Raw genomic sequence first — 17,766 nt, forward strand, 5'->3', positions numbered from 1 at the left:
TCATCCGGGCTACGGGTCAGAGGCATGTAACCCGCTCTGCCGCAAGATAACCGAACAGAAGGCCGAGGCCGAACAGCAGCACGAGGCCCGCCGCGCCGAATTCGATGCCGCGCATGATCAGCGCGCCGCCGCCTTCACGGCCGGCGCTGAGGCGCTCGGCGAGGCCGCGCGCCGACACCGCGACGATGGCGATGGTCGCGACCGTGGTCGCGGTGCCGAGGCCCATCACGAAGGTCGCGGCGATGCCGGCCCAGAACAGGCCCTGCGCCAGCGCGAACACCAAAACCAGGATCGCGCCCGAACAGGGCCGCAGGCCGACCGCAAAGATCGCGCCGAGGCCGCGCTGCCAGCCGCCGGGACCGGCGAGCTGATCCGGCGTCGGGCCGTGGGAATGGCCGCAATGCTCGTCATGGACGTGGCCGTCGGCGTGGGAATGAGCGTCAGCATGAGCGTGCGCGTGGGCATGACCGTGCGCATGGGCGTCAGCGTGCGCGTGGGCATGGTGCTGATGTTCATGGCGGTGGTGATCGTGGTGATGGTGATCGTGGTGATGGCTGGCCGCAGCCGTAGCGGTGGCCATCGCGGGCACCGGCTTGGCCTGCAACGCGCGCATAAAACCGCCGCCCTTGGTCCAGACCAGCCGGGCGCCGAAGGCTGCGATCAAAGCGTAGCTCGCGATCTCGATCACCTTTTCCGCCCCGCACATCGTCTTGGCGGTGGCGTTGAGCAGCCAGGCGCCGATGCCGACGATCAGCACCGCGACCAGCGCCTGCAGCATCGCGGAGGCAAACGACAGCACGATGCCGCGCCGCGCGGTCTCCTGGTTGGCGACCAGGTAGGACGAGATCACGGCCTTGCCGTGGCCGGGACCGGCGGCGTGGAATATCCCGTACGCAAAGGATATCGCCAGCAGCGTCCAGACCGCCGAACCGTCAGACTTGGCGGCGCGGATGGTCGCCGACATCTCGCGATAAAATTCCGATTGTTTTGCCAGCAGCCAGCCGACGATGCCGCCGACCTGCGGCTCAGGGGCTTTGGCCGGCCGCGGGCCGCCGAAGGGGTTTTGCGCCAGCAGGACGTGCAAGGCGCCGTCGACCGCGACGATGGCGCCGAGCACGGCGATCCCGATCAGGAGCGCGTGGCCAAAGCTGGTGTGGCGCCTCACGGGCAATCCACCAAGATCTTGTTGGCGTACATGGCGCCGTAGTTGGAATTGTCGCCGTTCATAAAGTTGTTTTCGTTGAGCCGCTGCGCATTGGCGGTGCCGTCATTGGGCCTCTGGAATTGCAGCTTGCAGTCGGTGGGCGCGCCGACCAGCTTGATCGGGTCCTTGTCCTCGAACTTGAAATCGATGAAGTAGGCAGGATCGAACACTTCCAGCGCGGCCTGTTTGGCCTTGAACGGCGTCTTGGCGGGCAGCATGAAATGCAGCGTCAGCGCGTCATTCTTGAATTCGAGATAGTAGTCGACCGGCTCCAGAAACCTCTCCTTCTTGCCGTCGGCCCTGGCGAAGGTGAAGTAGCCGAATTCCTTCAGCGACTCGATATTGGTCTGCGCCAGCGGCGCCAGTTCCTCGCGGCTGTAGACGCCTTTTGTCTTCGTCTCGATGCCCTGCAGCGCATAGGTCGAGAACATGTCGTCGAAGGTCCAGGCGTGGCGCACGCCCGAGATCGAGCCGTGAGGGGCGTAGACCACCTCGCTCTTGGCGGTGATCCAGACATGCGGATGGGCCTGGGCTGGGGCAACGCCGAGCAGCGACGCGACGATCAAGCCCAACAATCCGAACAGTAGACGTAACCTGTCGTCCCTGCGAACGCAGGGACCCATACGCCGTGTCGTCTCTTTTTGGCAGTGTGGCAAAGGCGTTCCTTCACAACGAACATCAGTGGTTATGGGTCCCTGCGTCCGCAGGGACGACGAGGAACTCACGCCGCCTCTGGCGTTTCGAGCAGGCCGCGGCGGCGCAGCAGCGCGTCGGGCTCCGGCTCCCTGCCGCGGAACGCGACATAGGCATCCTCGGGGTCGCGCGAGCCGCCCGACGAGTAGATGTCGTCGTGCAGGCGTTTTGCGGTGGCGGGATCGAAGATGTCGCCGGCCTCCTCGAAGGCGCCGAACGCGTCGGCGTCCATCACCTCCGACCACATGTAGCTGTAATAGCCCGACGCATAATGGTCGCCGGAGAAGATATGGCCGAACTGCGTGGGCCGGTGCCGCAGCGCGATCTCGGCCGGCATCCCGATTTTCTCCAGCTCCGCCTTCTCGAACGCGCCGACGTCGCGGCTGGCTGATGCCGGCTGGGTGTGGAATTCGAGGTCGATCAGCGCCGAGGAGACGAACTCCACGGTGGCAAAGCCCTGGTTGAATTTGCGCGCGGCCAGGAAGCGGGTGAGCAGTTCGTCCGGCAGCGGCTCGCCGGTCTGGTAGTGTTTTGCGAACTGCCGCAGCACCTGCGGCTGCTCCTGCCAGTGCTCATAGAGCTGCGAGGGCAGCTCGACAAAGTCGGTGAAAACCGAGGTGCCAGACAGCGAGGGGTAGTTCACGTTGGACAGCATGCCATGCAGGCCGTGGCCGAACTCATGGAACAGGGTCCGCGCGTCGTCCGGCGACAGCAGCGACGGCTCGCCGTCGGCGCCCTTGGCGAAATTGCAGACATTGATCACCAGCGGGGCGATCGCGCCGTCGAGCTTCTGCTGGTCGCGCAGCGAGGTCATCCAGGCGCCGGAGCGCTTGGACGGCCGGGCGAAGTAGTCGCCATAGAACAGCGCCTTGTGCTTGCCGTCGGCGCCCTTGACCTCCCAGACCCGGACGTCCGGGTGCCACACCGGGATATCCTTGCGTTCCGAGAACGTGACGCCGAACAGGCGGGTGGCGCAGTCGAAGGCCGCCTCGATCATGTGGTCGAGCACCAGATACGGCTTGATCGCGGCGTCGTCGAAATTGGCGCGGACCTGGCGCAGCTTTTCGGCGTAGTAGCGCCAGTCCCACGGCGCCAGCGCGAAATTGCCGCCCTCGTCCGCGATCATGGCCTGCAGCGCGTCGCGGTCGGCGAGCGCCCGGGCCCGGGCCGGCTTCCAGACCCGCTCCAGGAGGCTGCGCACCGCCTCGGGCGTCTTGGCCATGGAGTCTTCGAGGCGATAGGCCGCATAGGTCGGGTAACCCATGATCTTCGCGGCCTCCTCGCGAAGGGCGAGGATCTCGACCACGGTGGCGTTGTTGTCGTTGGCGTTGCCATTGTCGCCGCGGGCGGTGAAGGCGCGGAACACCTTCTCGCGCAGTTCGCGCCGATCGGAGCTCTTCAGGAACGGCTCCACGGAAGAGCGCGACAGCGTCACGATCGCCTTGCCGGGCATCCCGCGCGCCTCGGCGGCGGCGTTGGCGGCGGCCACGAAGGCTTCGGGCAGCCCGCCGCGGTCGTCCTCGCCAAGCTCCATGAACCATTCCTGCTCATCGCCGAGCAGATGATGGCTGAACGAGGTGCCAAGTTCGGCCAGCCGCTCGTTGATCTCGGCCCGGCGCGCCTTGGCGGCTTCGTCGAGGCCGGCGCCGGCGCGGTGGAAATTGGTGTAGGTGCGCTCCAGCAGCCGGATCTCCTCTCCAGTGAGGCCGAGCGTGGCGCGGTTGTGGTGGAGCATGGCGATGCGCCCGAACAGCACCGCGTTCATCATGATCGGATTCCAGTGCCGCGCCATCCGCGGCGACACTTCCTTGTCGATCTCCAGGATCGCCGGGTTGGAGTGCGCCGACACCAGGTCGTAGAACACGGCGGAGACCTTGGAGAGCAGCTTGCCGGAGCGCTCCAGTGCCGTAATCGTGTTGGCGAAGTCCGGCGCCGCGGGATCGTGGGTGATGGCGGCGACCTCGGCGGCGTGATCGGCAAAGGCCTGCTCGAAAGCCGGCAGGAAGTGCTCAGGGAGAATTTCGGCAAACGGCGGCGTCTCGAACGGCGTCTGCCACGGCCGGAGCAGCGGATTTGCCGGGGCTTCCGGCGGGGCTGCATTTTGCTGGGTTTCCGACATCACAAATCCCGCTTTCGCGCTGAAGCCGCTTCGGGCTCCAGCCTTGTTTTTGACGCGTTTCCTTCACGCGAACCGGTATCCACTTCGGCTCGAAAACGCTCTGAATGATGCGTCAATCTATATCACGCGATACGGCATTTTTGGGCCTTTTACGCTTGATAGTGGGGGCCTTTTCGGAGAGATTGCGCCCACCCAACAGGACCCGTTTCCATGAGCATGCAGCCTTCCGGCGCCAAGAGCGAGATCATCTGGCCGAGCGTCATCACCGTCATCTCGGCGGCGATCCTGATCGGCGCCGAGGTGTTCGGCGCGGCGTTCGCCGGCGGCTGGGCGCTCGGCATCCTGCTCGGACTCTCCGACACCGGCGCGCACATCCTGCAGGCGGTGATGTTCGGCATCGGCGTCGTGATCATGGTCGGCTTCATCCGCCAAGCTCAGCGCATCGAGCCGTTCTGGAAACGCAGCTGACGCGCTTGAAGCGAAGAAAGCGCTGCGGCACAGACGCTTTCGCGATTCCACTTCACGCGACAACGCTCCGTAATTTGCCCGAGAAATCTTAACGGCTGTTCATGTTTGACGCCGCCAGCGCGTGACGAGCGACGTCAACAGACGCGCTGGCGACGTCAAGCGACGCGCTGAGCGACGTCAACAGACGCGCTGAGCGCGCTGCTGTAAGCACACGTTAGGCAAATTTGTCCCCAGCCTAAAAAAATAGTTGCGAAGCGGAATCAAAAGCCTTATTTCCAGCCTTGCCCAATTTCGCACGTGCCTGTGGTCGTGTGTCAGTCGGTAGGTATCCGGACAAGAGGCCGGACAGCCGCCAAGGGATGAAGAACCGAGGGTCGCTTTATAAGCGGCCAGCATCTCTCTCAAGAGATGCCGTTGAAGGTCTCTGCATCCTTTGCAACCGTGACTGGCAGCCGGAGGCGAACCGGCGCACCCCGCTCTCAACGGGGGACGCGACTTAAAGCAACGACGGATCGGGCTTTTTTGGTCTCTACCGGCATTCCAACGCCGGCGCGGGCTACTGAAAAGGCTTGTCCTTCATTGCCAGGTGTGCGGGCGGGAAATTCCCAACCAATCCACGGCAGCACAGTCTGATCTGAGTCTTTTGGTCTCAACGCGCCTCCATCGCGCGATGTGGCCGGAGCGCTCATATCCGACATCAATTTTTTGAACGGATCCCGTCGCTGGGCCGTTTGGGAGAGTGCTATGACCGAACGTATTCAGGAATTCCTGCGCAACCGCCGCAGCGAGGGCCAGGACACCGAGCCGTGCCTCGTGGTCGACCTCGAAGTCGTGCGCGACAATTACCAGACCTTCGCGAAGGCGTTGCCGGACAGCCGCGTGTTCTACGCGGTGAAGGCAAACCCGTCGCCGGAAGTGCTGCAGCTCCTCGCCTCGATGGGCTCGTGCTTCGACACCGCAACGGTGGCCGAGATCGAAATGGCGCTGGCTGCCGGCGCGACGCCGGATCGCGTCTCCTATGGCAACACGATCAAGAAGGAGCGCGACATCGCGCGTGCCTTCGCGCTCGGCATTCGCCTGTTCGCGGTCGATTGCGCCGCCGAAGTCGAGAAGATCGCCCGTGCCGCGCCCGGCGCCAAGGTGTTCTGCCGCATCCTCTATGATTGCGCCGGCGCCGAATGGCCGCTGTCGCGCAAGTTCGGCTGCGATCCGGAGATGGCAGTCGACGTGCTCGACCTCGCCAAGCGTCTGGGCCTGGAGCCGTGCGGCATCTCGTTCCATGTCGGCTCGCAGCAGCGCAAGGTGAAGGCGTGGGACCGTGCCCTGTCGATGGCCTCGTCGGTGTTCCGTGACTGCGCCGAGCGCGGGATCAACCTGTCCATGGTCAACATGGGCGGTGGATTCCCGACCAAGTACCTCAAGGACGTTCCTCCGGTCCTGCAATATGGCCGGTCGATCTTCCGCGCGCTGCGCAAGCATTTCGGCAACCAGATCCCGGAAACCATCATCGAGCCGGGACGCGGCATGGTCGGCAATGCCGGCATCATCGAGACCGAAGTCGTTCTGATCTCCAAGAAGAGCGACGAGGACGAGGTGCGCTGGGTGTATCTCGACATCGGCAAGTTCGGCGGTCTCGCCGAGACGATGGACGAGTCGATCCGTTACGCCATCCGCACGCCGCATGACGGCGCGGAAATGACGCCGTGCGTGCTCGCGGGCCCGACCTGCGACAGCGCCGACGTCCTGTACGAGAAGCTGCCGTATCCGCTCCCGGTGACGCTCGAGATCGGCGACAAGCTGCTGATCGAAGGCACCGGCGCCTATACGTCGACCTACTCGTCGGTGGCGTTCAACGGCATCCCGCCGCTGCGGACCTACCACATCTGAACTGGCCACTGAGGCCTGACTAACCGGGAGCCGGCGCGCCGGCTCCCACCCCCTATTATTGCGAATTTCGAGACAACGCTCCGCGGCGTGATCTGCCGTTGGAGTGAGGACTGACGTGCCATGACTGCTTTGCGGAAGACCACTGCTGCCCTCACCCCGAAAGCCGTTCCGTTCGCGATCCGTGCGGAACGGGCTTCGGACGTCGTTGCGCGTGAAGCGCTGCTGGATGCCTGCTTTGGCGCGAATCGCCATACCCGCACCTGCCAGCGCCTGCGCGACGAACGTGCGCCCGCCGAAGGCCTTGCCTTGTCGGCCGTGGCACGAGGGAAGCTCGTGGGCACCGTCCGGTTGTGGCACGTCAGCGCCGGGGGCATCCCGGCGCTCATGGTCGGCCCGCTGGCGGTTGAGGAATCCTCCCGCCAATTTGGCGTCGGGGCCGCGCTGATGGACCACGCGCTCGCGGCGGCGACGGCGCGTGGCCATCGCGCGGTGATCCTGCTCGGCGACGCGCCCTATTACGTCAGGTTCGGCTTCTCGGCCGAAAAGACCGGCGCGCTGGCGCTGCCCGGCCCGTTCGAACGCGACCGCCTGCTCGGCCTCGAGCTGCGCGAGGGCGCGCTCGACGGCCCTGGGGCATGATCTCGGCGTCCGGCGCGCCAATGCACAAGGCAAAAGCATCGCGCGCGAAGAAGGCCCTACAGACCGTGCCGCACGCGGCCTGAGCCGTCGCGTCAGAGGGGTTGCGCGGTCCGGCGAAAAGCCCTTAAACCGCGCCAAATCAGCTATTTCCGGATCAGGCCGCCAATCGAGGTTCCGATGCCCCGCCGTCTCATTTCCACCGGTTCGCCGTTCGAGAAGACCGCCGGCTACAGCCGCGCCGTGATCGACGGCGATTTCGCCTTTGTCGCCGGCACCACCGGCTACGACTACACCACCATGACGATGCCTGACGATGTCACGAGCCAGTCACGGAACTGCTTCAAGACCATCGAGGCCGCCTTGAAGGAAGGCGGCTTCGCGATGGCCGACATCGTCCGCGCGACCTACTACATCACCGACCTCAGCGACGCGGATGCCCATTTCGCGGTCTGCGGCGAAGTTCTCGGCGACATCCGCCCGGCCGCGACGCTTCTGGTGGTCGCCGGGCTCTACAAGCCCGAGATGAAGATCGAAATCGAAGTGACCGCCAAGCGCCGCAGCGCCTGATCCACCCCTCACCTTTTGTTTGCCAGACTTTCCGGAGAAACCATCCCATGAGCCCCGCCTCGCAGATCTACGCGAAGATCACCGGTCCCATCGTCATGGTCGGCTTCGGCTCCATCGGCAAAGGCACGTTGCCGATGATCGAGCGGCATCTCGATTACGACAAGTCGCGCATCACCGTGCTCGATCCCAAGGACGAGGGCCGCAAGGCGCATTGCGAGAAGCACAATGTAAAATTCATCCAGCAGGGCGTGACCAGGGACAATTATCGCGAATTGTTGACCCCGCTGCTCACTGAAGGCGGCGGCCAGGGTTTTTGCGTCAATCTCTCGGTCGATACCGGCTCCACCGATATCATGGAGCTCTGCAACGAACTTGGCGCGCTTTATATCGACACGGTCAACGAGCCCTGGCTCGGCTTCTATTTCGATTCTTCAAAGGGCCCGGAAGCGCGCTCCAACTACGCCCTTCGCGAAGTGACGCTGGCCGCCAAGAAGGCGCGCCCGGCGGGCTCGACGACGGCCGTCTCCTGTTGTGGCGCCAATCCCGGCATGGTCTCCTTTTTCGTCAAGCAGGCGCTGCTCAATGTCGCCGCTGACCTGAAGCTCAATGCCCCCAAGCCGAAGACCAAGGCCGAATGGGCTGATTTGATGCGGCAAGCCGGTATCAAGGGCATCCACATCGCCGAACGCGACACCCAGCGCTCCAAGTCGCCGAAAGAGCCTGACGTTTTCGTCAACACCTGGTCGGTGGAAGGTTTCCTGTCGGAAGGCGTGCAGCCGTCCGAACTCGGTTGGGGCACCCATGAAAAATGGATGCCCGAGAATGCGCGTACCCACCAAGCGGGCTGCGGCGCCGCCATCTATCTGATGCAGCCCGGCGCCAACACGCGCGTGCGCACCTGGTGCCCGACCCGCGGCGCGCAGTATGGCTTCCTCGTCACCCACAACGAGTCGATCTCGATCGCCGATTACTTCACGGTGCGTGATGCATCGGGCACGGCGATCTACCGGCCGACCTGCCACTATGCTTATCATCCGGCTGACGATGCCGTGCTGTCGCTGCATGAAATGTTCGGCCGCGCAGCGAAGATGCAGGAAAAGCACCACATCCTCGATGAGAACGAAATCGTCGATGGCATCGACGAACTCGGCGTGCTGCTGTTCGGCCACGACAACAATGCCTACTGGTACGGCTCGCAGCTCTCCATCGAAGAGACCCGCAAACTCGCGCCCTATCAGAACGCCACCGGCCTGCAGGTGACCTCCGCCGTGCTCGGCGGCATGGTGTGGGCGCTGGAAAACCCGAACCAAGGCATCGTCGAAGCCGACGAGATGGATTTCGATCGTCTGCTGGAAATCCAGATGCCGTATCTCGGCCCGGTAAAGGGATACTACACCGACTGGACCCCGCTGACGGACCGGCCGGGGCTGTTCCCGGAAGACATCGATGCCTCCGATCCCTGGCAGTTCCGGAACATTCTGGTGCGATAAGGTATGGTTCCACCCCTGGTGCAACGCAGCATCGGGGGCCTCCGGCCAGCGTAACGCTCGCTTAATGAAATCGCGCCATCCTGAAAGGTACCTCTTTTCAGAGGGCCTTGAGCCGTCCTGTGTCTCTGCGCAGCGACGCCCCCGGTGGAGCGGTGGAAATGCGCGTCTTTATCGCAATCATGCTATCGGCGGTCGTTTTGGCCGGGTGCAAACCTGACAACAACAACGACATCACCGGCTCGATCGATAACTGCGCGCGCAAGCTCTACAGCTCCTACAATCCCAAGGACCTGAAGCAGTGCATCGCCGTGTGCATCTCCTGCCAGCGCGGCGTGATGACGACCTGCTCGACCTCCTGCACGCTCAAGGGCGCGCAGTAGAGCGTCTTCGTCATTCCGGGATGGTGACGACTGTCACTTCGCCATGTAATCGAACGCCACCTTCCCCAGTCCCAGCGTCAGATCCGCCTTGAAATGCAGCGCGGAAACCACTTCGCGCACCGGAAGCCGGGCGACGTCGCACAGCGCGTGGGGAAACAGGCCAAGCGCGGCCGGACCGCTCCAGGCTTCCTTCAGCGTGATGTCCTCGAGATGGAAGCGGACCAGTTCGCAGATCCGCGGCGTGCCGTCGACATGCGGGATGATCTTGAGAATGAAGTTCGGCGCCTTCATGCCTTTCAGCACGGCGTCATGATCGACCGGACGGTGCTTGTAACCCATGGTGGCGGAGGCGCAGAGCACCGAGCCGTAATGCAGCGAACCGACCAGCACATCGCTCTCGACTTCGATCTTCGGCTTCGCAAGCTTTTTGGGAAATCCCCAGATCTCTCGGCCGCCGGCGATCGGGCCTTCGTCGTCAAGGTACATGGCGTGGGTATAGGCGCCCTCCTCGCCGTTGAGACGGACCGGGATCACCTGGCCGGTTTCGGTGTAGTCGCCGAAGCCGGTTGAATCAGGCATGCGGATGAACTCGTATTTGACGATGGGTTCGCTGACTTCGAGCGGCTCCGGCACCAGGGCGCGAAGCACGTCCGGATCGGTCCGGTAGGTGATGATGAAATATTCGCGGTTAAAGAAGCGATAGGGCCCCGGCGGGAATGACGGGTTGTTCAGCGGCATCGAATAGGCGGTTCGTCTGACATCGTCGATCTTCATGGCCTGCCCCCATCGTGTCGGCGCGGTCGCGCGATGACGTGAGTATGCGGCAGCTTGGGGACGCAGGCGAGGCTGTAAATCCGGCAAGCGCAGTCAAATCGGCGTCAGCAACGCCGACGTCATCCTGAGGTGCGAGCCTCTTCGGCGAGCCTCGAAGGATGGGCCACGGGCCGTACTCATCCTTCGAGGCGCGCAAGAGCGCGCACCTCCAGCGACAACGGCAAAGCCGTTGCGCGGGGATGACGGTTGAAAGGTATTACTTCTGCTTGATCGGTTCGGCCGTTTTCTCGGCCGGTGCCGGCGGCAACGCGGGCTGGGCGCCCGCCTTCTGCGCGTCGGCATCGGGTCGCGCCGGTTCGGGCGGCACGTTGGACGGCCGGGTGCCGGTCGTCGTCTCCGCGGGCACCGAGGGCCTGGTTTCCGCGCCCGGCGACGATTGCAGCGGCTGGGTCGCCTGCGCCAGTTGCTGCGGAGCACGCGCGCGCAACTCGGCCAGCGACAGACCGGACATCACAAGGCCCGTCGTGACCAGCGCGGCCGCAACGAGAAAATCAATCCGGTAGCTGCGCTTGTTCTGATCGGCAGGCATATCGTTCCCCACAAAATTGTTCGCGATGACAACGGCCGGCGGAGCGCATTGTTCCCCGCCCCGCAGCATGCGGAACCGGGCAACTAATCCTTGGTCGAGACTTCCCAGGTGGCATGGCGAACGTCGGGCTGGCGCTGCAGATCGACCGCGACCGCATTCAGTTCGTTAGGATCGATCGCGGTGGAGACCAGCGTTGCGACGATCTCCAGGAGGTCATCGCCATGCTCGACCACATTGAGTTCAGCGACCGGATATTTTGCATGCTCCAGCCGCTCGACCAGATGGTCGCGCATGTCAGGCAACGCATCCGCACTGACCGCGAGCTTGAAGTAATAGGTCGCCTCCGACGCGCGCTCGTCGATCGGAATGCGGTTGATGGCATTGACCAGCGGACGCAGCAAGGTGTCGCCGGCGACCACGAAAACGGTCAGCGCCGCCGCCTGGGCCACCATATCTGCGCCGGCGCAAGCTCCGACCCCGGCCGATCCCCAGAGCGTCGCCGCGGTGTTCAGGCCGCGGACGTTCATGCCCTCTTTCATAATGACGCCGGCGCCGAGGAAGCCGATCCCCGAGACGACATAGGCGATCACATGTACCGCGCCTTCGGCCGCCTTCAGATGCATCGCAAGATCGACGAAGGCGGCCGCACCGACGGCGACCAGCACATTGGTGCGCAAGCCTGCGGTCCGCTGCCGGTATTGCCTCTCGGCGCCAATCAGAGTGCCCAAAATGAAAGCGGCGGCCTGGCTGACCAGCGTGTCGAGGAAATCGGCGATCTGGAAGGTCGTCAGGAAGCGCATGGCGGTCTTCTAGGGGAGAGAGGTGACGAATCTATCACAGCCTGAACGATCTGGCCTGTTCCGGCGACTAACGGTCGCCGGCCCGCTTCGCTGCAGGCAACGGCGCTCGATTCGCCTGATTTAGCGGAATTGTCATGAAAAGAATGCTTTACGCCGCAATCGCGCTGCTCGGTATTCAGTGCTCGCCCGCAGCTGCGGACCAGAACTGCATGACCGGCTATTACCGCACCAAGCAGCCCGCCTGCGTCGATAGCGTGCTGTCGCAAATGCGCGCCGGCCCAAACGCCGATCCCAGTGCGGCCATCGGATTCCTGGCGCAGATCTTCAGCACGTCGCCCGCGGAAAAGCAGCGCATCCTTCAGGCTGAGGCCTCTTCATACGTCAAATCGGTGAAGCTCGTGGCGCTCTACGGCGCCGGCCTCACGGAAGACGCGCAGAAATTTGCCGAGGAAAACCAGATCACAGCCACGCTGCAGAAAATCGAAAAGAACCAGCCAGCCAAACTTGCCGTGGTACGGCCGTCGTCGAATGCCGCCGACAACGACCTCTTGATCGGCGCCTATATGGCATCCGGTGACCCCAGCTTCATTGAAAGAATCCTCGCCAACTTCTCCGGCGCAGATGACGACATGGCGGGCATTGCCATGCGCATGGGATTCATGAAGGGCAAGTTCGGGCCGAACATGACCGCAGAAGGCCGGGACAACGTGATGGCCAAGATGGCCTGCGACAAATACGCGTGCAAAACCGAGCCCGCCAAATTCTTTCGCGTGCTGACATTGGCGAGCGGATTTTGGGCGTTGCAGTCGCTGGCATCAGCCGACGACGGCATCAAGAAGACGTTCTCCGGCTTTTTTGCAAACGATCCTCGCCTGAAAAACCTGTTCGCGGCCGAGCAAGCGGCGTTCGGAAATTATATGACGGCGCTCACCATGCTCGCCGTCTTCAAGCCCGACGCGAAAGATCGCGACAAGACCGCCGAGAACATGAGCAAGGCCGCTTCGGCCTTCGAAAACCTCGAACCGGCCGGCAAGACGTTTGACCACATCGAGGCTTACGTCAAAGGTGGGAAGAAGGTGAAGTAGGGTGGGCGGGAGCGAGATGGGTTTGAATTGAATCGGTGCCGGCGTTCGGGTCACCTCGCCCCGCTTGCGGGGAGAGGTCGGATTGCGAAGCAATCCGGGTGAGGGGGTACCGGTCTATCAACTGGCACTAAACGCGCGGATAGAGCCCCTCACCCCAACCCTCTCCCCGCGAAGTGCGGGGCGAGGGAGAGAACAAGATCTACAGTTCCACCATGCCGGCGTCGCCGTCTTCGGTGGCGAAGGCGAGCAGCGAGCCCTTGGCACTCCAGGCCAGCGCCGAAACGGCGGCGTTGCCCCGCCGGCGCACCAGGATTTCCGCACCGTCCTCGATCCGCACCATCAGCACGCAGCCGTCGCTGTAGCCGGCGGCCATGACGTCGTGCTTCGGATGACAGGCGACCGCGGAGACGCGGGCCTGCAGCGGCGCCAGCATCGCCGGTTCCTTGCCCATCGGGCCGTCCTTGCTGGTGAAGGGCCAGATGATAACGGTATCGGCGCCAGAGGTCGCAAGGCCCTTGCCGCCCGCGCTCCAGGCGATCGAGCGGACGCGGCCGGGATAGCCGCTCATGCGCATGTGCCTGTTGTCAGCGAGCCGCCAGCCATGCAGCGCCGGCTCGTGCATCGTGGTGACCAGGAATTTGTTGTCGGGACTGAACGTGACGCCGAGATGCGACCCCGCCCATTCCAGAAATTCCGGGTTCGCTGCCATGTTCGGAAACCACAGCGTCACGCCGTTGTAATGCGCGACCGCCAGCCGCAGGCCCTTCGGCGCGAACGCCAGCCCGCCCACCGTGGAGGGCATGTCAAAGGTTTTCTCTTCACTCTTGCCGCTGCGGACATAGGCGGTCTTGCCGGCTGACCACGCCACCGCGCCGTCGGGATGCAGCGCGACATTGTCGATCCAGCGCCGCTTAGCGTCGGTCGCCAGCACGCTGACCTCGCCTTTGGCGTTAAGCGCAACGACCTTGCCGTCATCGCCGCCGGTAACGATGCGCGCGCCATCGGATGCCGCACACAACACCGCGCCGCCGTGGATATCGACACGCGAAATTTCACCGTCGGCGCCGACAATCGCCGCACTCTCCTCGGCGCCGACAAAGACCGCAGTCTCGCCGAGAAAATGCACCGACGATATCGGCATGCCGACCGCAAGCGGCCGCACCTTGTCGGTGATCGAAGCAATGGAGGCGCCTTCGCCCGGATCAAACTGTTTCATCACGTGGTGATACAGCTCTCAAAACCGTCGCGGATCATCTGCTCCGGCAATTCGCGGCCGATAAAGACAAGCCGGCTTTCGCGCCGTTCGTCATCCTTCCACTTACGCTGATGGTCGCCCTCGAGCATCATGTGCACGCCCTGGAACACGTAGCGGTCGTCATCGTCGCTGAAGGCGAGGATGCCCTTCGAGCGCAGGATCTTCTGTCCTTCGGAGGCGACAAGGTTCTGCAGCCACGGCATGAACTTGGTGGCATCGAGCGGCTTGTCGGTGCGCAGCGACAGCGACTGCATCTCCTCGTCATGGTAGTGCTTCAGCCCGCCATGGCTGTGGCTGTGATCATGATGATGGTCATGGCCGTGGTGATGATCGTGATCATGGTGATGATCATGGCCATCGCCGGCATCGAGGAATTCCGGCTCGATCTCGAGAATGCGATCCAGATCGAACGCGCCGCGCTCCAGCACGTCAGCCAGCGCCACCTTGCAGCGCTCGGTGCGATGCAGTTTGGCGTAAGGGTTGATGCCGCGGATCCGCGCCTCGACTTCGGCGAGTTCGGCCTTGGAAACCAGGTCGGTCTTGTTGAGCACGATGACGTCGGCGAAAGCAATCTGGTTCTTGGCTTCCGGCGCGTCCTTCAGGCGGTCGCTCAGCCATTTGGCGTCGGCCACGGTGACGACGGCATCGAGCCGGGCGTTCTTCTGCACGTCCTCATCGACAAAGAAGGTCTGCGCCACCGGGGCCGGATCGGCCAAACCGGTGGTCTCGACGATGATGGCGTCGAATTTGCCCTTGCGCTTCATCAGCCCGTCGAGGATGCGCACGAGGTCACCGCGCACGGTGCAGCAGACGCAGCCATTGTTCATCTCGAACACTTCTTCATCGGCGCCGATGATGAGGTCGTTGTCGATGCCGATCTCGCCGAATTCGTTGACGATGACGGCGTATTTCTTGCCGTGGTTTTCCGACAGGATGCGGTTGAGCAGCGTGGTCTTGCCGGCGCCGAGATAGCCCGTCAGCACGGTCACAGGAATTTTTTGGGCGGTCAGTTCAGACATAATCACTCCGGAACGGAATTTTGGCGCCTAACAGGCATTACCCTCGCATGGTAACACCTTCTAGCGCGGTCCTGAGGGTCCTTATATTGTGCCTGACCATATCAATGTAAGTGGGGGCGTCCCCCTTTTCGTCGGTCAAACTGTCCGAATAGAGGGTGCCGCCGACCTTCGCCCCGGTTTCGGCCGCTATCCGTTTAATAAGCCGGGGATCACTGAGATTTTCAAGAAAAATGGCCGGAATCTTTGCTTTTTTGATTTGAGTAATAATCGCGGCGATGTCGCGGGCACTGGGCTCGGCCTCAGTGGAAACGCCCACAGGCGCGATGAATTCGAACCCATACTCTTTCGCGAAATAGCCGAACGCCTCATGGTTGGTGATTAGCTTGCGTCGGTGTGACGGAATTTGACCAATGAACTGGCCAATCTCTCCCTCGAGTGCATCGAGTTTCGCCCGGTAGGCTTCGGCATTGGACTTGAACACCTCGGCGTCTGCCGGGGCGGCTGCACTGAGGGCAACGCGGATGTTGTTGATATACGTTTTCGCGTTGACGACGGTTTGCCATGCATGGGGATCAGCATGGGAGCCAAGTTTGAGCGGCGTAATATAAGTGGTCGCCGTCACCACGGTTGCCTTGCTGCCAGAGGATTGCACCAGCCGCGGCAGCCAGCCCTCGAAACCAAGGCCATTGATGAAGATCAATTTGGCATCGGCGATCTTTTTCGCATCGGCGGGTGTCGGTGAGTAGACATGCGCGTCGCCCTCGGGGCCGACCAGCGTCGTGACGCTGACGCGGTCGCCGCCGACATTGCGGACGAAATCGCCGAGGATGGAGAAGCTGGCGACGACCTTGAGGCGCTCCTGCGCGCTGGCCGGAACGGCCGTGGCGATCAGCACCAGACACATGAACCCGAACAAACGCTGCATCGTTACGCCTCGAGATGCCGGCCGGGGAACAGCTGTCTCACCAGGCCGCTGACATTGCCGAACAGCACGGACACCAGATAAATCCCCGCCGCGACCAGAATGACCGCGGGGCCCGACGGAATCTTGGTCTGGAACGACAGCACCAGCCCGGCATAGCCCGACACGATGGCGCTCGCGACCGCAATGCAGATCATGCCGGTGATGTCGCGCGACCAGAACCGCGCGATGCCCGCGGGCAGGATCATCAGGCCGACGCCGAGCAAGGTGCCGAGCGCGTGGAAGCCGTTGACGAGGTTGATCACGACCAGCGCCAGGAACGCCAGATGCGCGGGCGCGCCGGCGCGGCTCACGGTGCGCAGGAACACCGGGTCGACGCATTCGATCACCAGCGGGCGATAGATCACCGCCAGCACGAGCAAGGTGATCGTGGCGTTGAAGGCGATCACCAGCAGGGTCTGGTCGTCCATCGCCAGGATGTTCCCGAACAGCACGTGCAGCAGGTCGATATTGGTGCCCTTGATGGACACGATGGTGACGCCGAGCGCCAGCGACACCAGGTAGAACGTCGCCAGCGAAGCATCTTCCTTCAGTTCGGTGGTGCGCGCGACCACGCCGGCCAGGATCGCGACCGTAAAGCCTGCGATCAGCCCGCCGGTCGTCATCGCGAAGAGATTGAGGCCGGAGACCAGGAAGCCGATCGCGGCCCCGGGCAGGATCGCATGCGCCATGGCGTCGCCGACCAGACTCATCCGCCGCAACATCAGGAACACGCCGATGGGAGCTGCGCCCAGCGACAGCGCGATCACGGCCGCCAGCGCGCGGCGCATGAACTCGAATTCGGTGAAAGGCGCGATCAGCGCATCATGGAGCATTGGAGCTAGGCCGCCCGCGACGGCGCATCGGCGGCGCAGGCCGCGGCCCGGTCGTCGAAGGCTTCGCACATCTTCATCGCCACCAGCAGGTTATCCGGCGTCAGCACCTGCGCGGTCGCGCCCCAGGCTACCGGCCCACGGGCCAGCAGCAGGGTTTCGGGGAAATGATTGCGCACCATGTCGAGATCATGCAGCGCCGCCAGCACGGTGCGGCCTTCGCCATGCCAGCGCTTGACCAGCGCGACCAGGTCGGCGGAGGTTTTGGCGTCGATGGCGTTGAACGGCTCGTCCAGCACGATCAGGCGCGCGTCCTGCAGCAGCACGCGGGCGAACAGCATGCGCTGCATCTGGCCGCCGGACAGCGTGCCGATCGGGCGGTTCTCAAAACCGTTGAGGCCGACGGCGGCAAGCCCCGCCAAAATCCGCTCGCGCTCTTTCCTGCCCATGCCGCCGAAGAAGCCGGTCGAGCGCCACAATCCGGTGCCAACGAAATCGAACACCGAAATCGGAAAACTGCGGTCGATGTCGGCGGTCTGCGGCAGATAGGCGATATCCTTGCTGTCGAGACCACCGAGCGCGATCGAGCCCGACAGGGGTTTCAGGATGCCGGCGAGGCCTCGAAACAGCGTCGACTTGCCGGCGCCGTTCGGCCCGATCACCGCGACCAGCGCGCCCCCGGCGACCTCGAGGTTGAGGTGGTGCACGGCCGGGTGCCGGTCGTAGCCGAGCGTGACGTTGCTGAATTTCACCTGAGCTTTTGCCTGCGCCGCCATGCTCACCTCATCGCCACCAGCACGACCACCCAAAGACAGGCACTGACCGCCAGCGCCGCGCCAAGCCGCGCCGCCACCGTCATCCGCAGGATCGACCACGGCGCCGGTTGCGCCGGATGCGGCGTCGAAGGGTCGTGGTGATGGGGGTGACCATGGGCGTGGTGGTGGTGTCCATGGTCGTGGGAATGGGAGTGAGACATGCAGGAGATGTTATATTATAACATTAC

At 63.5% G+C, this 17,766-nt stretch carries 18 protein-coding genes and 1 pseudogene; 7 read left to right on the plus strand and 12 right to left on the minus strand.

Annotated elements, in window-relative coordinates:
- Positions 1 to 16: 16 nt before the first annotated feature.
- The 3 genes from JQ575_RS28610 to JQ575_RS28620 form a co-directional block, all read right to left on the minus strand.
- Entirely contained in the window at positions 17 to 1,165 is a 1,149-nt protein-coding gene (locus JQ575_RS28610; RefSeq protein WP_212036549.1) for a nickel/cobalt transporter, read from the minus strand.
- Positions 1,162 to 1,827, minus strand: coding sequence for a DUF1007 family protein (locus JQ575_RS28615; protein WP_212036550.1), 666 nt, complete (start codon positions 1,825 to 1,827; stop codon positions 1,162 to 1,164). Before JQ575_RS28615 ends, JQ575_RS28610 begins: the two co-directional genes overlap by 4 nt.
- A gap of 98 nt (positions 1,828 to 1,925) precedes the next feature.
- Positions 1,926 to 4,016 carry a M3 family metallopeptidase gene (locus JQ575_RS28620; RefSeq protein WP_212036551.1) on the minus strand — a complete coding sequence of 697 codons (2,091 nt, stop codon included), beginning with the start codon at positions 4,014 to 4,016 and terminating at the stop codon, positions 1,926 to 1,928.
- Positions 4,017 to 4,226: 210 nt separating this feature from the next.
- Here JQ575_RS28620 and JQ575_RS28625 point away from each other — a divergent pair, with 210 nt between their 5' ends.
- The 6 genes and pseudogenes from JQ575_RS28625 to JQ575_RS28650 all read left to right on the plus strand — a co-directional run bounded on the left by JQ575_RS28625 (position 4,227) and on the right by JQ575_RS28650 (position 9,447).
- The gene (locus JQ575_RS28625; protein WP_212036552.1) at positions 4,227 to 4,484 is read left to right on the plus strand and encodes a hypothetical protein; all 258 of its coding nucleotides are present in this window, start codon (positions 4,227 to 4,229) and stop codon (positions 4,482 to 4,484) included.
- A 744-nt stretch (positions 4,485 to 5,228) separates the two neighbouring features.
- Positions 5,229 to 6,371: a type III PLP-dependent enzyme gene (locus JQ575_RS28630; RefSeq protein ID WP_192738179.1), complete on the plus strand. Its 1,143-nt coding sequence runs from the start codon at positions 5,229 to 5,231 to the stop codon at positions 6,369 to 6,371.
- 120 nt (positions 6,372 to 6,491) lie between these two features.
- A pseudogene (locus tag JQ575_RS28635) lies at positions 6,492 to 7,093 on the plus strand (GNAT family N-acetyltransferase).
- 94 nt (positions 7,094 to 7,187) lie between these two features.
- Positions 7,188 to 7,577, plus strand: coding sequence for a RidA family protein (locus tag JQ575_RS28640; RefSeq protein WP_212036553.1), 390 nt, complete (start codon positions 7,188 to 7,190; stop codon positions 7,575 to 7,577).
- A gap of 47 nt (positions 7,578 to 7,624) precedes the next feature.
- Positions 7,625 to 9,067: a homospermidine synthase gene (locus tag JQ575_RS28645; RefSeq protein ID WP_212036554.1), complete on the plus strand. Its 1,443-nt coding sequence runs from the start codon at positions 7,625 to 7,627 to the stop codon at positions 9,065 to 9,067.
- A gap of 158 nt (positions 9,068 to 9,225) precedes the next feature.
- Positions 9,226 to 9,447, plus strand: a complete 222-nt coding sequence (locus JQ575_RS28650; RefSeq protein WP_212036555.1) for a hypothetical protein — start codon at positions 9,226 to 9,228, stop codon at positions 9,445 to 9,447.
- A gap of 33 nt (positions 9,448 to 9,480) precedes the next feature.
- Here JQ575_RS28650 and JQ575_RS28655 read toward each other — a convergent pair whose 3' ends face one another.
- The 3 genes from JQ575_RS28655 to JQ575_RS28665 form a co-directional block, all read right to left on the minus strand.
- On the minus strand, positions 9,481 to 10,221 hold the full coding sequence (locus tag JQ575_RS28655; protein WP_212036556.1) for an acetoacetate decarboxylase: 741 nt from the start codon (positions 10,219 to 10,221) through the stop codon (positions 9,481 to 9,483).
- Positions 10,222 to 10,477: 256 nt separating this feature from the next.
- Positions 10,478 to 10,810 carry a hypothetical protein gene (locus tag JQ575_RS28660; protein ID WP_212036557.1) on the minus strand — a complete coding sequence of 111 codons (333 nt, stop codon included), beginning with the start codon at positions 10,808 to 10,810 and terminating at the stop codon, positions 10,478 to 10,480.
- 83 nt (positions 10,811 to 10,893) lie between these two features.
- Positions 10,894 to 11,610: an MgtC/SapB family protein gene (locus JQ575_RS28665; RefSeq protein WP_212036558.1), complete on the minus strand. Its 717-nt coding sequence runs from the start codon at positions 11,608 to 11,610 to the stop codon at positions 10,894 to 10,896.
- 134 nt (positions 11,611 to 11,744) lie between these two features.
- Between JQ575_RS28665 and JQ575_RS28670 the strand changes: the two genes are divergently transcribed.
- Entirely contained in the window at positions 11,745 to 12,695 is a 951-nt protein-coding gene (locus JQ575_RS28670) for a hypothetical protein (RefSeq protein ID WP_212036559.1), read from the plus strand.
- Positions 12,696 to 12,894: 199 nt separating this feature from the next.
- On the opposite strand, the gene JQ575_RS28675 is transcribed toward JQ575_RS28670, so the two are convergent.
- From JQ575_RS28675 to JQ575_RS28700, 6 genes are read right to left on the minus strand one after another with little or no spacing between them, the layout of a single operon-like run.
- Positions 12,895 to 13,911, minus strand: a complete 1,017-nt coding sequence (locus tag JQ575_RS28675; RefSeq protein ID WP_212036560.1) for a WD40 repeat domain-containing protein — start codon at positions 13,909 to 13,911, stop codon at positions 12,895 to 12,897.
- Positions 13,911 to 14,969, minus strand: coding sequence for a GTP-binding protein (locus JQ575_RS28680; RefSeq protein WP_212036561.1), 1,059 nt, complete (start codon positions 14,967 to 14,969; stop codon positions 13,911 to 13,913). The genes JQ575_RS28675 and JQ575_RS28680 overlap by 1 nt, the downstream gene beginning before the upstream one ends.
- A gap of 37 nt (positions 14,970 to 15,006) precedes the next feature.
- Positions 15,007 to 15,894: a metal ABC transporter substrate-binding protein gene (locus JQ575_RS28685; protein WP_212036562.1), complete on the minus strand. Its 888-nt coding sequence runs from the start codon at positions 15,892 to 15,894 to the stop codon at positions 15,007 to 15,009.
- A gap of 2 nt (positions 15,895 to 15,896) precedes the next feature.
- Entirely contained in the window at positions 15,897 to 16,766 is an 870-nt protein-coding gene (locus JQ575_RS28690) for a metal ABC transporter permease (protein ID WP_212036563.1), read from the minus strand.
- Between the two features lie 5 nt (positions 16,767 to 16,771).
- Positions 16,772 to 17,539 (minus strand): metal ABC transporter ATP-binding protein, encoded by a 768-nt coding sequence (locus JQ575_RS28695; RefSeq protein ID WP_212036564.1) that lies wholly within the window; start codon positions 17,537 to 17,539, stop codon positions 16,772 to 16,774.
- Positions 17,540 to 17,541: 2 nt separating this feature from the next.
- Entirely contained in the window at positions 17,542 to 17,739 is a 198-nt protein-coding gene (locus JQ575_RS28700) for a hypothetical protein (protein ID WP_212036565.1), read from the minus strand.
- Between the last annotated feature and the right edge of the window lie 27 nt (positions 17,740 to 17,766).

The sequence above is a fragment of the Bradyrhizobium sp. JYMT SZCCT0428 genome (assembly GCF_018131075.1).
Taxonomy (GTDB): Bacteria; Pseudomonadota; Alphaproteobacteria; order Rhizobiales; family Xanthobacteraceae; genus Bradyrhizobium.

Bases quoted from the DNA above. Each gene is read 5' to 3' on its own strand.
- JQ575_RS28655 (WP_212036556.1), bottom strand. From the start codon at position 10,221: ATGAAGATCGACGATGTCAGACGAACCGCCTATTCGATGCCGCTGAAC.
- JQ575_RS28675 (WP_212036560.1), bottom strand. From the start codon at position 13,911: ATGAAACAGTTTGATCCGGGCGAAGGCGCCTCCATTGCTTCGATCACC.
- JQ575_RS28625 (WP_212036552.1), top strand. From the start codon at position 4,227: ATGAGCATGCAGCCTTCCGGCGCCAAGAGCGAGATCATCTGGCCGAGC.
- JQ575_RS28615 (WP_212036550.1), bottom strand. From the start codon at position 1,827: ATGGGTCCCTGCGTTCGCAGGGACGACAGGTTACGTCTACTGTTCGGA.
- JQ575_RS28670 (WP_212036559.1), top strand. From the start codon at position 11,745: ATGAAAAGAATGCTTTACGCCGCAATCGCGCTGCTCGGTATTCAGTGC.
- JQ575_RS28700 (WP_212036565.1), bottom strand. From the start codon at position 17,739: ATGTCTCACTCCCATTCCCACGACCATGGACACCACCACCACGCCCAT.
- JQ575_RS28620 (WP_212036551.1), bottom strand. From the start codon at position 4,016: ATGTCGGAAACCCAGCAAAATGCAGCCCCGCCGGAAGCCCCGGCAAAT.
- JQ575_RS28695 (WP_212036564.1), bottom strand. From the start codon at position 17,539: ATGGCGGCGCAGGCAAAAGCTCAGGTGAAATTCAGCAACGTCACGCTC.
- JQ575_RS28680 (WP_212036561.1), bottom strand. From the start codon at position 14,969: ATGTCTGAACTGACCGCCCAAAAAATTCCTGTGACCGTGCTGACGGGC.
- JQ575_RS28630 (WP_192738179.1), top strand. From the start codon at position 5,229: ATGACCGAACGTATTCAGGAATTCCTGCGCAACCGCCGCAGCGAGGGC.
- JQ575_RS28640 (WP_212036553.1), top strand. From the start codon at position 7,188: ATGCCCCGCCGTCTCATTTCCACCGGTTCGCCGTTCGAGAAGACCGCC.
- JQ575_RS28645 (WP_212036554.1), top strand. From the start codon at position 7,625: ATGAGCCCCGCCTCGCAGATCTACGCGAAGATCACCGGTCCCATCGTC.
- JQ575_RS28685 (WP_212036562.1), bottom strand. From the start codon at position 15,894: ATGCAGCGTTTGTTCGGGTTCATGTGTCTGGTGCTGATCGCCACGGCC.
- JQ575_RS28665 (WP_212036558.1), bottom strand. From the start codon at position 11,610: ATGCGCTTCCTGACGACCTTCCAGATCGCCGATTTCCTCGACACGCTG.
- JQ575_RS28660 (WP_212036557.1), bottom strand. From the start codon at position 10,810: ATGCCTGCCGATCAGAACAAGCGCAGCTACCGGATTGATTTTCTCGTT.
- JQ575_RS28690 (WP_212036563.1), bottom strand. From the start codon at position 16,766: ATGCTCCATGATGCGCTGATCGCGCCTTTCACCGAATTCGAGTTCATG.
- JQ575_RS28650 (WP_212036555.1), top strand. From the start codon at position 9,226: ATGCGCGTCTTTATCGCAATCATGCTATCGGCGGTCGTTTTGGCCGGG.